The sequence below is a fragment of the Pseudomonas sp. SWRI99 genome (assembly GCF_014270125.1).
GTDB lineage: Bacteria > Pseudomonadota > Gammaproteobacteria > Pseudomonadales > Pseudomonadaceae > Aquipseudomonas > Aquipseudomonas hamedanensis.
The window spans coordinates 61429-73847 of sequence record NZ_JABWQR010000005.1 but is presented as its reverse complement, the minus strand read 5'-3'; the positions used below and the strand labels follow the sequence as shown (position 1 = coordinate 73847).

12 protein-coding genes are annotated in these 12419 nt (G+C 58.9%); 3 read left to right on the top strand and 9 right to left on the bottom strand.

Features of this window, described 5'->3' with window-relative positions; all coding sequences use genetic code 11:
- Positions 1–2 precede the first annotated feature (2 nt).
- The 5 genes from HU743_RS05730 to HU743_RS05710 are packed head-to-tail and all read right to left on the bottom strand — an operon-like array spanning position 3 to position 4474.
- The gene (locus HU743_RS05730; RefSeq protein ID WP_186647509.1) at positions 3–488 is read right to left on the bottom strand and encodes an aromatic-ring-hydroxylating dioxygenase subunit beta; all 486 of its coding nucleotides are present in this window, start codon (positions 486–488) and stop codon (positions 3–5) included.
- Positions 469–1740 carry a Rieske 2Fe-2S domain-containing protein gene (locus HU743_RS05725; RefSeq protein ID WP_346656504.1) on the bottom strand — a complete coding sequence of 424 codons (1272 nt, stop codon included), beginning with the start codon at positions 1738–1740 and terminating at the stop codon, positions 469–471. The genes HU743_RS05730 and HU743_RS05725 overlap by 20 nt, the downstream gene beginning before the upstream one ends.
- A 40-nt stretch (positions 1741–1780) precedes the next feature.
- Positions 1781–2713: an iron-sulfur cluster-binding domain-containing protein gene (locus HU743_RS05720; protein WP_186647505.1), complete on the bottom strand. Its 933-nt coding sequence runs from the start codon at positions 2711–2713 to the stop codon at positions 1781–1783.
- Positions 2710–3126, bottom strand: a complete 417-nt coding sequence (locus tag HU743_RS05715) for a DUF4440 domain-containing protein (RefSeq protein ID WP_186647503.1) — start codon at positions 3124–3126, stop codon at positions 2710–2712. The genes HU743_RS05720 and HU743_RS05715 overlap by 4 nt, the downstream gene beginning before the upstream one ends.
- Positions 3107–4474 (bottom strand): MFS transporter, encoded by a 1368-nt coding sequence (locus tag HU743_RS05710; RefSeq protein WP_186647501.1) that lies wholly within the window; start codon positions 4472–4474, stop codon positions 3107–3109. The genes HU743_RS05715 and HU743_RS05710 overlap by 20 nt, the downstream gene beginning before the upstream one ends.
- 105 nt (positions 4475–4579) lie before the next feature.
- On the opposite strand from HU743_RS05710, the gene HU743_RS05705 reads away from it, so the two are divergent.
- A complete protein-coding gene (locus HU743_RS05705) occupies positions 4580–5467 on the top strand; it encodes a LysR family transcriptional regulator (protein ID WP_186622624.1) in 888 nt (295 codons plus the stop codon).
- Between the two features lie 99 nt (positions 5468–5566).
- Here the strand turns inward: HU743_RS05705 and glpD are convergent, their stop codons facing one another.
- The 4 genes from glpD to HU743_RS05685 all read right to left on the bottom strand — a co-directional run bounded on the left by glpD (position 5567) and on the right by HU743_RS05685 (position 10709).
- Positions 5567–7102: a glycerol-3-phosphate dehydrogenase gene (glpD, locus tag HU743_RS05700; RefSeq protein WP_186647498.1), complete on the bottom strand. Its 1536-nt coding sequence runs from the start codon at positions 7100–7102 to the stop codon at positions 5567–5569.
- Between the two features lie 325 nt (positions 7103–7427).
- On the bottom strand, positions 7428–8183 hold the full coding sequence (locus HU743_RS05695) for a DeoR/GlpR family transcriptional regulator (protein ID WP_007953179.1): 756 nt from the start codon (positions 8181–8183) through the stop codon (positions 7428–7430).
- 94 nt (positions 8184–8277) lie between these two features.
- Entirely contained in the window at positions 8278–9780 is a 1503-nt protein-coding gene (glpK, locus tag HU743_RS05690; protein ID WP_186622233.1) for a glycerol kinase GlpK, read from the bottom strand.
- 77 nt (positions 9781–9857) lie between these two features.
- Positions 9858–10709, bottom strand: a complete 852-nt coding sequence (locus HU743_RS05685; protein ID WP_186622234.1) for an MIP/aquaporin family protein — start codon at positions 10707–10709, stop codon at positions 9858–9860.
- A 350-nt stretch (positions 10710–11059) separates the two neighbouring features.
- On the opposite strand from HU743_RS05685, the gene ybaK reads away from it, so the two are divergent.
- A complete protein-coding gene (ybaK, locus tag HU743_RS05680; protein WP_186550014.1) occupies positions 11060–11530 on the top strand; it encodes a Cys-tRNA(Pro) deacylase in 471 nt (156 codons plus the stop codon).
- A 94-nt stretch (positions 11531–11624) separates the two neighbouring features.
- Positions 11625–12407: a PhzF family phenazine biosynthesis protein gene (locus HU743_RS05675; RefSeq protein WP_186550016.1), complete on the top strand. Its 783-nt coding sequence runs from the start codon at positions 11625–11627 to the stop codon at positions 12405–12407.
- Positions 12408–12419 lie beyond the last annotated feature (12 nt).

The window sequence follows — 12419 nt, the reverse complement described above, 5'->3', positions numbered from 1 at the left end:
GATCAGATGATGAGCTGCAGGCTTTCGAGTGCGCGTGCGGGATTGAGCAAGAGGATTTTCTTGCCGTGGATTTTCCAGGTGCCGTCGATGTTGATCAGTTGATGTTCGACGGTCACCGGGTAATGCCATTCGTTGTCGCCGCGGGCTTCGCAATAGAGCATGTTGGAACTGGCAACCGCGCTGAATCCGGCCTCATCGATACGGATGCGCGGACGCTGCGCAATGTGCAGGCAGCGGCTTTTCGGCTGCTGTGAATAGTTGCGCGCGTTGGCCAGACGGTTGATGCGCAATGTGGTCAGAAAGCGGTCTTCATAGACCAGCGATGACTCGTGCAAAGGGCTGCGCTGCTCCCGAGTCATGGGGATCCAGTAGTGGTAGTCATCGCTGAGCAGCTGTTGCCAGGCATTGAAATCCTGCTGGTCGAGCAAGTCCGATTCGGTCTCGATCAGTTGCTCGATGGCGTGGTGATTAGTGTGATCGTGTGGCATGGTCATCCCGCATCAAGTGCTGCCAGCTGTTATAGAAATTGCGCATCGCCATCTCGCTGGTGCCGGACACCACCTGAGTTCGCGCATAGGTTTCGTCAGGCCTGAACAGGCGGCTGACGTTGACCCATTCGTTGGCATCGCTGCCCAGTCCCTCCATCGCCCGTTCATACATTTCGACGTCGTCGTGGGCGACCATCGAGCAGGGCGAGTTGATCAGGTTGTTGTACTGCACGGTGCGCTCGAGCAACTGCACCGGCGCGCCTTGCAGTTCGAAAATCCACGACTCGACGATGGTTTCACGGGCGTTGACCGGTTTGATTACGCGCAGGGTCTGGATCGGGCCCTTGACCATCAGGTTGGGGAAATAAACGGTGTTGTGACGGGTGTCATCGAGGATCGCGCGGGCCTGCTCCTCGCCGTAGCTTTCGACCATCAACTCCCAGTAGCCGCAGATGTCGGTGTACGCCTTGTGGATCGAGTTGCTGACCCCGGTGTGCCCGTGACCGTTGGGCCAGACCCGAATGCCCATGCCGGCGAAAAACTCGTAGGACGCCATGAACGGCGAGAACAGCTCGACCGCCATCGGCGGCTTGCCCTGATCGCCGGTTTCCTGCCACAGGCGTATCGCTTCGCCGGCCGAGGATTCGTGGGCGATCATCGGGTGGCAGGTGTCGGTCTGGTTGTCGACGACCATTTTCCAATTGCAGCGATGGCGGTGCAGTAATGGCTGACCGATTACTTTCAACTGACCCAGCGGCGAGCGCATGACCATATTGTCCAGCGTCGACAGCGACTCCCCGAAAAATTCTTCGAAGCCGACACCTTCTTCAGTCAGGCGCACAAACACGAAGCCGCGATAGTTCTTCACCGCGCTCACCTGGCGCATGCCTTTGTGCGCGGAGCAGTTGCTGAGGTCGCAGTCGTCGTATTCCTTTTTCACGGGAATACTCAACAGCTCGCCGTCGGTCTTGAACGTCCAGGCGTGATAAGGGCAACGCATGAAGCGACCGACGTTGCCGCGAGTTTCGGCGAGCACCTTCACGCCTTTGTGCGGGCAGCGATTGTGTAGCACGACGACGTTGCCGTTCTTCTGTCTGACCATTGCCAGCGGCTGCTGAGCGAGCGCCGTTGCGAAATAGTCACCGGTCTCGGGAATCAGGCTGTCGTGCCCCAGATAACACCAACTTGCGGCAAAGACGCGCTGCTGTTCCAGCTCGAACAGAGACTGGTCAAGAAACAGCGATCTGTGCACTTCTCTGCCATTGAAATAATTGTCCAACGGGGGGGGCTCCTCAGATCGCCAGTTTCAGGCGTGGACTTTTCGCCCGCGAAACGCACGGGTAGATTCGTGCGCTGCAGGCCGCTTCTTGTGCGCTCATGATGAAATCGCGGTGATCCACTTCGCCTTCCAGCACGTCCAGCGCGCAGACGCCACACTCGCCCCGGCGGCAGTCGTAGAGCGGATCGAGCCCGGCGGCTTCAAGTGCATCAAGCAGTGATTGACCCGGCGCGACGCTGACGCTGATGCCGGAGTCGGCCGCGTCGATGACACAACCTTGCACAGCGTCGCCTACCTGTAGGTTGAACACTTCAAGATGAATGTTTTCCCGGGGCAGACCTGCGCGTTGAGCGTGGCTGAGCACATCGCTGAGCATCGAAGCCGGACCGCAAACGTAGAGCCGATCTTCGGCAGACAGGTCGGCCAATAGCTGAGCGATTGCCGGCCGGGCACCGGAGAGGTGCAGGTGCATGCGCTCGCGCAAACGGTCTTGCAAGTGCTCGGCGTAGGCGGCGTCAGCGCTGCTTTTGGCGAAGTAATGCAGTTGCGGATCGCGCCCCAGCGATTTCAGGTGACGCAGGATGCCGGTCAACGGTGTGATGCCGATGCCGCCAGCGATCGCTATATCACGACCGCTGCCGACGTCGAGCGGGTAAGCGAAGCTGTTGAACGGACCTTCGAGTTCAACCTGATCGCCTATCTTCAGGGCACGAATGTACTGACTGCTGACGGAGTCCGCCGAGAGGCGAATGGCGAAGATGAGCTGGTCGTCGGCGACTTCCGGCACATGGACGGTCGAGTAATGCCGACAGTCGTCCAGGCCCGGAATCCGCCATTTGAAATGCGCGCCGGCATGGGCCATCGCGGCGGCCGGGACCGGGCCAACGACCCTGACTTCCTTGATCGACGCCGAGAGCATTCGGCAATGGGTGACGGTGAAGTTCATGCAGACTGTTCCTGATGGATCGCTGTTTCGTGCAGGTACAGCCATTGAACGTCGTGATGGCGCACCTGCAGGATCGCCACCGAGACGCGGGCCGTTTCGATTTGATTCAGGCGATGGGTTTCCTTGTAGCGCAGCGCCACGGTCGAGCCTTCCTGCCAGACCCTATGCAGGTCACTGATCACGATCTCCAGGCCTCTACGGGCACCGACGGCACCGCTGAAAAGCTGCTCGACCCGCGCCCGATCGACCACGGCGGCGGAGGTGGTGACCATGCTGAAGTGCTCGGCGAAAACGTCCATCAGCGGCGCGATGGCATCGAAGCCAACACCATCGGCATCGGTGAAGACGCGGTGAATCAGTTCATGCACGTGATGGATGCTGTGTTGCGCGCGTTCAACCAGGTTGTTGTTCATGGCATTCCTTTGGAGGATTCAATTGACTCATCTGCAGCAGCGGGAACAGCCCGACCAGCGCCGCAACCGCGAAGGTCGCGTGGTAGGCCTGCGTGGTGTCGAACTGCTTGAGCAGCACATTGAAAATCATCAGAAACAGCGCGGCGCCGAGGCTGAAAGACATCTGGCGATTGATGTTCCAGATGACACTGGCCTTGTGCGTATCGCCGCCGGCGAAGTCCATCAATGAGGTCGTCTGCGCTGTATTGGCACCGATGCCGCCGCCGATCCCCATCAGGCTGTAGGCGATCACGATGACCCACAGATCACCTGGCGCGTTGACCACCACCAACGTGGCGATGCCAGCGCTGTGCAACAACATGCCGAGAATGAACAGGCGCTTGGCGCCGACCCGGTTGTAGACCCTGCCGCAAAGGGTCATCGCGATGAACGCACCGATGGCGTAAAGGATCATGAACATCCCGGTCAGCCTGGCGCTGAAGTGCAGAATGTTCTGCAGGAAGAAAATGCTCATCAGGTTGACTCCGGTGAACACGCCCGGAATCGCGTAATAGATGAGAATCGAGGTGCTGAGTTTTTTACTTCTGAGCAAGCTCAACTCGATGATTGCGTTGTCGCAACGGCGGTAGTGCAACAGATAAAGGGCTATGAATATCAGGCCCGCGATGACAAAACCCAGCGCTGCCAACGGCGGATAGTCGCCGCCGTACAGCGACATGCCCATCAACAGGCTGGCGAGTGCCGCGCTGACCAGCAACAGGCCTTTGATGTCGGGTCGCTGAAGATCGGCGGGCTTGCTTTCCCTGATCCAGAACCAGGACAAACCGGCGGCGATCAGCGAAAACGGAATGTTGCTATAGAACACCCAACGCCATGAACTGCTGTCGACGATGATGCCGCCCACGGTGGGTGAAATGGCCGGTGCGATCAGTGCGACGGCCATCACCAGCGTGGATATCTTCGCCCGTTGCTCGCCCTGGAAAAGATTGAACGTCAGCGCCTGTCCGACCGGAATCAACAAGCCACCGCCGATGCCCTGGACGAAGCGCCAGATCACCAGTTCGTGGAAACTGTCGGCCTGGCCGCACATCCACACCGAGCCGCTGAATACCAGCATGGAAACGGTCAGAATTTCACGACTGCCAAAGCGTCCGGCCAGCCAGGTGCTGACAGGGATGATCAAGGTCAACCCGAGGATGTAAGCGTTGGCGACCCATGCCACTGCAGAAGTGCTGACTTGCAAAGTGGCCGATATACTGGGTAATGCGACAGCGGACATAAATATATTTATGCAATCAATAAAAAAGCCGATCAAGAAAATCAGCGCGATCTTGTAGCGATAGTTCATGGTGTATCCCCTTTGCCGCGCAGCATAGGGGCGATGGACTTGAAGTGTCGATACGACTATGCTTAAAACAATGTTTGACAGGATTTAACAGTGAGCCCAACCGCCATGCACTCTCATCTTAATCGGGTTCAAACGTTTCTCGCGGTGGTCGATTTTGGTTCTTATACCAAAGCGGCTAATTATCTGAGTATCAGCAAAGCCATGGCCAGCCTGCATGTCAAGGCGCTGGAGGAAGTGTTGTCGGCCACGTTGCTGATCCGCAATACACGTAACATTTCGCTGACGGAAATAGGTCAGGAGTTTTATGAAGAGTTCAAGGGGATTATCGCTGATATTGATAATGCTTTTGACAATGTATTGAAGGGTAATAATCGCGTATCTGGAAAGTTGCGCATAAGTTCCACCAGCGAGTATGGTGAGAAGTTTATTCTGCCGTTGATCCCGTTGTTTACCGAGCACTATCCGGATATTCGCCTGTGCTACAACTTCAACTCTTCGCTGAATGATCTGGTGGCAGAGAAGCTCGACCTGGTCGTTCGCTTGGGTAACTTGGCAGATTCGGCATTCAAAAGCCGAAAGCTGGCGGATTACGAAATCGTATTGGTCGCCACCGAAGGATTTCTCGCCCGGCACGCGGTTCGACAGCCTCAGGATCTGAATGGTGTACCGTGGATTGCCAACAGCAATCTGCAGGCGCCGACACAGTGGCGCTTACGTGATGGTCTGGGTGGGGAGATCGAAGTCAACGGCACCAGCCACTTCGAGTCGAATTCCTCGACAGCAATTCGATCAATGACACTGTCCTCGCTGGGCGTGTCGGTACTGCCGGCCTGGGTGGTTGAAGACGATATTGCCAGTGGTCGTCTGGTGCGCCTGCTGCCCGGTTACTCGCTGCCCTCGCAATCGATCAATGTGGTCTTTCCAAACACTCCACATCTGCCGCACAAATCGCGGGTTTTCATCGATTTTCTGTTGGTGCATCTGGGGCAGTGAGTTCATCTATCCAATGTCGTGAGGGGGCTGGATTTTGCGGACACAACAAAAAAAAACCCTGAATCTCTCGATCCAGGGGCTTTCGTTTAAACGGTGAGATCAAGCCGCCTCGATCTTCCGATTCTGCTCAACCTTGCCCAGATACGACGCCAGCTTCTGCTGCTCATCTGCCGTGGTGAACAACCCGAGCTTGGTGCGACGCCAGAGAATGTCGTGCGCAGTGGTCGCCCACTCTTCGCTGCACAGGTAATCGACCTCGCGGGTATAGAGCCCGCCGCCGATGTGCTCACCCATGTCGGCCAGGGTTTCCACGCCTTCAAGCATGCGCCAGGTGCGGCTGCCGTAGGTGACGGCCCAGCGCCGGGCGATTTCTGTCGGGACAAAATCGAACTTGTCGCGAATCAGCGCGCTCAAGGCTTGCGGTGTGGTCATGTCTTCGCCGCCGGGCAGGGTGGCGGTGGCCGTCCAGCTCGGGCGCATCTGGGTGAAGAACGGCATCAACTGCGCCATCGCTGATTCGGCGAGTTTGCGGTAGGTGGTCAGCTTGCCGCCAAACACCGACAGCAGGGGCGCTTCTTCGCCGCCGCCAGACAGCGCCAGGGTGTAATCGCGAGTGACGGCCGAAGGGTTGTCGGATTCGTCGTTGCACAGTGGACGCACGCCCGAGTAGCTGTGCAGGATGTCATCGCGGCTGAGCTGCTGCTTGAAGTGGGCGTTGACCACTTTCAGCAGGTAATCGGTTTCCCCTTCGGTGATCGCGACTTTGGCCGGATCGCCGGTGTATTCGCGGTCGGTGGTGCCAATCAGGGTGAAGTGGTTCAGGTACGGAATGGTGAAAACGATGCGCTGGTCTTCGTTTTGCAGAATGTGCGCATGCTCACCTTCGTACAGTTTCGGCACGATGATGTGGCTGCCCTGAATCAGACGAATGCCGTACGGCGATTCCATTTTCAGGTCGTCACGGATGAATTTGGCTACCCACGGGCCGGCGGCGTTGACCAGTGCTTTGGCGGTAATCGAAAACAGGCTGCCATCGGCGCGTTCCAGGTGCAGATGCCACAAGCCTTTGGCGCGACGGGCGCTGACACAACGGGTCTGGGTGTGCACGTGGGCGCCTTTTTCGCGGGCGGCCATGGCGTTGAGCACCACGAGGCGGGCGTCATCGACCCAGCAGTCGGAGTATTCGAAGCCTTTCTTGATTTCGCTTTTCAGCGCGCTGTCGGCGCCGAACTTCAGGCTTTTCGAACCCGGCAGCTTTTCGCGTTTGCCGAGGTTGTCATAGAGGAACAGGCCGGCACGAATCATCCACGCCGGACGCAGGTGCGGGCGGTGCGGCAGCACGAAGCGCATCGGCTTGACGATGTGCGGTGCCTTGGCCAGCAGCACTTCACGTTCGGCCAGCGCCTCACGCACCAGACGGAATTCATAATGTTCGAGATAGCGCAGGCCACCGTGGATCAGCTTGCTGCTGGCTGACGAAGTGTGGCTGGCGAGATCGTCCTGTTCGCAAAGGAACACCGAAAGACCGCGACCGGCGGCATCCGCTGCGATCCCCACGCCATTGATCCCGCCGCCGATTACGGCAACGTCATAGATCTCGGAGAGAGGGGGCGTACGCAAGGTAGAGGTGGACATCGGCTGGCCTCGGGCTCTTTTTGGTTTTCGATATTTGAAATCGAACATGAATGTTCATTTGCGAAAATGGTAGCCCATAAAGACGCGCGCAGCCAGTCGACTTCGATTGAAAAAACTCATCGAAGGACAGAGAAAGGAAAATTTTCGAACATTCAAGCGAGAGAACACGGTTGTGGCGAGGGAGCTTGCTCCCGCTCGGCGGCGCAGCCGTCGTAAATCCAGCAAGCACGGTGTGCATGGATTAACGGTTGAATTTCGCAGGGGGCCGCTTCGCAGCCCGGCGGGAGCAAGCTCCCTCGCCACAAGGGAGTCATGCTCGAGAGGGTTAAACGACTTCCAGGCGAATCTTGTGCTGGCTCAACAACTGCGCCAAAGCCGGCACCGGTTGCTGATCGGTGACCAGGCAATCGATCAGGCTGATCGGCCCCAGTCGGATCATCGCGTTACGGCCGAACTTGCTCGAATCCGCCGCCAGAATCACTTGGCGCGCATTGGCGATGATCGCTTGGCTCACCCGCACTTCCTGATAATCGAAGTCGAGCAGGCTGCCGTCCTCATCGATCCCGCTGATGCCGACGAGCGCGAAATCAACTTTGAACTGATTGATGAAATCGACACTGGCCTGGCCGACAACACCGCCGTCACGGCGCACGTTGCCACCGGTCAGCAGCACGTCGAAGTCATCCTTGGCGCTGAGCATCGAGGCGACATGCAGGTTGTTGGTGATGATTTTCAGGTGGCTGTGATTGAGCAGGGCGCGGGCGATCGATTCGGTGGTGGTGCCGATGTTGATGAACAGCGAGGCGTGATCGGGGATCTGCGCGGCGATGGCTTCGCCGATGCGTTGCTTTTCATCGCGCATCTGGTCGGCGCGCATCGCATAGGCGGTGTTTTCGACGCTGGAATCATAGGCGGCGCCACCGTGGTAACGGCGCAGCAGATTGGCTTCGGCGAGCTGATTGATGTCGCGGCGAATGGTTTGCGGGGTGACTACGAACAGCGTGGCCATTTCCTCGATGCTCACATAGCCGCGTTCGCGGACCAGCTCGAGGATTTGCTGCTGACGGGGAGGCAGATTCATGGGGCTTCCTTTGGGCTGCCGTGCAAATTTGCCCATGATGCCGCAGGAATCCGCTCCCGACCAGTTAGATGCCTATCTGTTACTCAAGCCTGGCTTATTCAGCGTCCTCACGCGCCCAGTCACGGGTGCGGCTGACGGCTTTTTTCCAGCCTTTGTAGAGTTTCTCTTTCTCGACTTCGTCCAGGCTCGGTTCGAACTCGCGCTCGATCACCGCTTTGCCGCGCAGTTCTTCCAGGCTGCCCCAGAAACCGCAGGCCAGACCGGCCAGGTATGCGGCGCCGAGTGCGGTGGTTTCGCGCATTTGCGGGCGTTCGACCTGGGTGCCGAGGATGTCAGCCTGGAACTGCATGAGGAAGTTGTTGGCGACCGCGCCGCCGTCCACGCGCAGGGCCTTGAGGCGTTCGCCGGAGTCCTGCTGCATGGCGTCGAGCACATCGCGGGTCTGGTAGGCGATCGATTCCAGCGCAGCGCGGATGATGTGGTCGACGCGCACGCCGCGGGTCAGGCCGAACAGCGCGCCACGGGCATACGGGTCCCAGTACGGTGCGCCCAGCCCCGTGAACGCCGGCACCAGGTACACACCGTTGCTGTCCTTCACCTTATTGGCGAAGTACTCGGTGTCGTGGGCGTCATTGATGATCTTCAGTTCATCGCGCAGCCACTGCACGGTCGAACCGCCGTTGAACACCGCACCTTCCAGCGCATACGCCACTTCGCCACGCGGACCGCAGGCGATGGTGGTGAGCATGCCGTGCTGCGATTTCACTGCCTTGTCGCCGGTGTTCATCAGCAGGAAGCAGCCAGTGCCATAGGTGTTTTTCGCCTGGCCCGGCTCGACGCACATCTGCCCGAACAGCGCCGCTTGCTGGTCGCCGGCGATACCGCCGATGGCGATGCCGCTCTTGGTGCGCCCGTAGATTTCCGAGGAGGCTTTGACCTCCGGGAGCATTTCGCGAGGAATGTCGAGGATCTCCAGCATCTTCGAATCCCATTCCAGCGAATGGATGTTGAAGAGCATGGTGCGCGAGGCGTTGGTGTAGTCGGTGACGTGTACTTTGCCGCCGGTAAATTTCCAGATCAGCCAGCTGTCGACGGTGCCGAACAACAGTTCGCCGTTGCGCGCGCGTTCGCGGCTGCCTTCGACGTTGTCGAGGATCCACTTCAGCTTGGTGCCGGAGAAGTACGGGTCGGTGACCAGACCGGTAGTGTCGCGGATGTAGTCTTCGTGGCCATCGCGCTTGAGCTGCTGGCAGATCTCGGTGCTGCGGCGGCACTGCCAGACGATGGCGTTGTACACCGGACGACCGGTGGTTTTGTCCCACACTACGGTGGTTTCGCGCTGGTTGGTGATACCGATGGCAGCGACCTGATCATGATGCAGGCCGGCCTGAGCCAGTGCTTCGACCATCACGGCGCTCTGGGTGGCGAAGATTTCCATCGGGTCGTGTTCGACCCAGCCAGCCTGCGGGTAATGCTGGACGAATTCGCGCTGCGCGGTGCAGACCACATTCGCATCGCGGTCGAAAATGATCGCGCGGGAGCTGGTCGTACCCTGATCGAGGGCAATGATGTAGTTCTTGTTCTGAATGTCGGTCATGTCGATTGCCTTGGACGAAATAAGGGAGAGTGGGCCGGGGCGCAGGCTCTATCGGGCAGGAGCCGGCGCCGACTGTTTCAAGAAGTTCTTGGTTTGCCGTCAATGGCCGGTTCTGCATCCTTTGTAGCAGGTGTGGCGCCGGTCAGGTGGCGGGCGATCAGCCCGCGATACCCGGCGGCGCCGAGGCAGGCACCGACAATCGGTGCAAAAATCGGAATCAGGAAGTACGGAATATCGCGGCCGCCAGTGAAGGAAATTTCACCCCAACCGGTAAAGAAAGTCATCAGTTTCGGACCGAAGTCACGGGCCGGGTTCATCGCGAAACCGGTCAGCGGGCCCATCGAACTGCCGATCACGGCAATCAGCAAACCGATCAGCAGCGGCGCCATCGGGCCTCGCGGCAGACCGTTGTTGTCATCGGTCAGGGCCATGATCACGCCCATCAGGATCGCGGTGATGATCATCTCGACCAGGAATGCCTGAGCCGTCGAGAGCACCGGATTGGGGTAGGTCGAAAACACCGAGGCCAGTTCCAGGCTGGCGGCCGAGCCGCGAACCATTTGGTGAGTCTGTTCGAAATCGAAGAACAGGTTGCTGTACAGCGTGTACACCAACAGCGCGCCGCAGAAGGCGCCGGCGATTTGCGAAAGAATGTAGAACGGCAGTTTGCGCTTTTCAAAGTCAGCGAAGATTGCCAGGGCGATGCTCACGGCAGGGTTCAGATGCGCGCCGGAAACCCCGGCGGTGAGGTAGATCGCCATGCTCACGCCGACGCCCCAGATGATGCTGATTTCCCACAGCCCGAAGCTCGCGCCCGCGACTTTGAGCGCGGCGACACAACCAGTGCCGAAGAAGATCAGTAATGCAGTCCCCAGAAACTCGGCCATGCATTGGCCCGAAAGCGATGGTTGCGGTAAAGCAGTTGTCATTGAAAACCTCGGTTTTTGTTGTTGTCTGGCGTCTTGCCGTCACGGCAGGGCGCGATTTTCACCGGGTTGGAATCCCCATTCGTTTCCCGGTTTACTGCTGGGTGCTGCGATGTCGCTGATTCTTGCATTATTCAGATTCGAAAAAATATAGACAAGAAACAAACCTGTCAAAGGTCGAAAGTGAACTGTCGGTCACAATAAAACTATTCGCTGGGTGAATGATCAGCGCAGAGGCGCGCCCGAATATGTCTACAGGCCACGGCAATCGCGGCCGGAGATAGAGCCTTTTGCCAAGTGATGCCCTAGAATCGACCGCAGGTTTTTCTCTGATTGCCGGACCCGGAGCTGCCATGACCCCAGCGTTGGACTTGTTGAAAAAAGTTCGTGCCGAACATCGCGTGCACAGTTACGAACATGATCCGAAGGCCGCGTCCTACGGGCTCGAGGCCGCGGAGAAACTGGCGCTTGCGCCGGCCCAGGTGTTCAAGACTCTGCTGGCGTCCAGCGAAAAAGGAGAGTTGCTGGTGGCGGTGGTGCCGGTCGTCGGAACGCTCGACCTCAAAGGGCTGGCGCATGCCGCCGGAGTGAAAAAAGCCGAAATGGCCGATCCGGCTGCGGCGCAGCGTTCCACCGGTTATCTGTTGGGCGGTATCAGTCCGCTGGGGCAGAAGAAACGCCTGCGCACCTTCATCGATACCTCGGCCCAGGCGTTTGCGACTATTTATGTCAGCGCCGGTCGACGCGGACTGGAAGTCGAACTGGCGCCTGCGATACTTGCGCAACACACCCAGGCGATATTTGCCGACATCGGCCGCGCATAGCCTCGCGCTGTATGCAGAAAATTCGCCGGTTCTGTCACTGGCGCTGAGGTCGCAGTCGCTGCAAGCTTGCGCCAACTCACTCAGGGAGAAAGTCATGCAGCTTGCGTTTCATCAGGTCGACGCGTTCAGCGATCGGCCGTTCAGCGGCAATCCGGCGATGGTTTATCGGCTCGAGGCATGGCTGGCGGATGAGTTGATGCAGAAGATTGCCGCCGAACACAACCTCGCGGAAACGGCGTTTCTGGTGCGTGAGGGCCAAGCCTGGCATATCCGCTGGTTTACCCCGACCACTGAAGTACCGTTGTGTGGGCACGCCACGTTGGCCAGCGCATTTGTGCTGTTCGACATCTATAAGGAAAGCGCCGAGCGCATCGACTTCACCTGCAAGTCTGGCCCGTTGAGTGTCAGCCGCGAAGGCGATCGGCTGTGGCTGGATTTTCCGACGATCGTGCCTTCGGAAATCGGCGTGACGCTGGACGTCGAGCGGGCGCTCGGCGTGGAGGCGGTTGACGTACTCGGTTCCAACGAATTGTTCGTGGTGCTGGACTCGGAGCAGGCCGTGCTCGACTGCAAGCCGGACATGGCGGCGCTGGCGAAACTGCCGTGGCTGGGCGCGATCGTCACCGCCCGCGGGAATCAGCACGACTTCGTCTCGCGCTATTTCGCCCCGGCCATCGGCATCGATGAAGACCCGGTGACCGGGTCGACCCACTGCAGCCTCATTCCGTATTGGGCCAAACGGCTGGGCAAGTCGAACCTGACCGCATGCCAGCGCTCGGCGCGGGGCGGGGAGTTATTCTGTCGGCTGGAGGGTGAGCGGGTGAAGATTGGCGGGAATGCGACGCTGGTGGCCAGCGGCACCCTTCACCTGAGCTAACCGCCATCCCTT

Excerpts from the sequence above, each read along its gene's own strand:
- HU743_RS05730 (WP_186647509.1), bottom strand. The coding sequence starts at position 488 with ATGCCACACGATCACACTAATCACCACGCCATCGAGCAACTGATCGAG.
- HU743_RS05720 (WP_186647505.1), bottom strand. The coding sequence starts at position 2,713 with ATGAACTTCACCGTCACCCATTGCCGAATGCTCTCGGCGTCGATCAAG.
- HU743_RS05715 (WP_186647503.1), bottom strand. The coding sequence starts at position 3,126 with ATGAACAACAACCTGGTTGAACGCGCGCAACACAGCATCCATCACGTG.
- HU743_RS05710 (WP_186647501.1), bottom strand. The coding sequence starts at position 4,474 with ATGAACTATCGCTACAAGATCGCGCTGATTTTCTTGATCGGCTTTTTT.
- HU743_RS05705 (WP_186622624.1), top strand. The coding sequence starts at position 4,580 with ATGCACTCTCATCTTAATCGGGTTCAAACGTTTCTCGCGGTGGTCGAT.
- glpD (WP_186647498.1), bottom strand. The coding sequence starts at position 7,102 with ATGTCCACCTCTACCTTGCGTACGCCCCCTCTCTCCGAGATCTATGAC.
- HU743_RS05695 (WP_007953179.1), bottom strand. The coding sequence starts at position 8,183 with ATGAATCTGCCTCCCCGTCAGCAGCAAATCCTCGAGCTGGTCCGCGAA.
- glpK (WP_186622233.1), bottom strand. The coding sequence starts at position 9,780 with ATGACCGACATTCAGAACAAGAACTACATCATTGCCCTCGATCAGGGT.
- HU743_RS05685 (WP_186622234.1), bottom strand. The coding sequence starts at position 10,709 with ATGACAACTGCTTTACCGCAACCATCGCTTTCGGGCCAATGCATGGCC.
- ybaK (WP_186550014.1), top strand. The coding sequence starts at position 11,060 with ATGACCCCAGCGTTGGACTTGTTGAAAAAAGTTCGTGCCGAACATCGC.
- HU743_RS05675 (WP_186550016.1), top strand. The coding sequence starts at position 11,625 with ATGCAGCTTGCGTTTCATCAGGTCGACGCGTTCAGCGATCGGCCGTTC.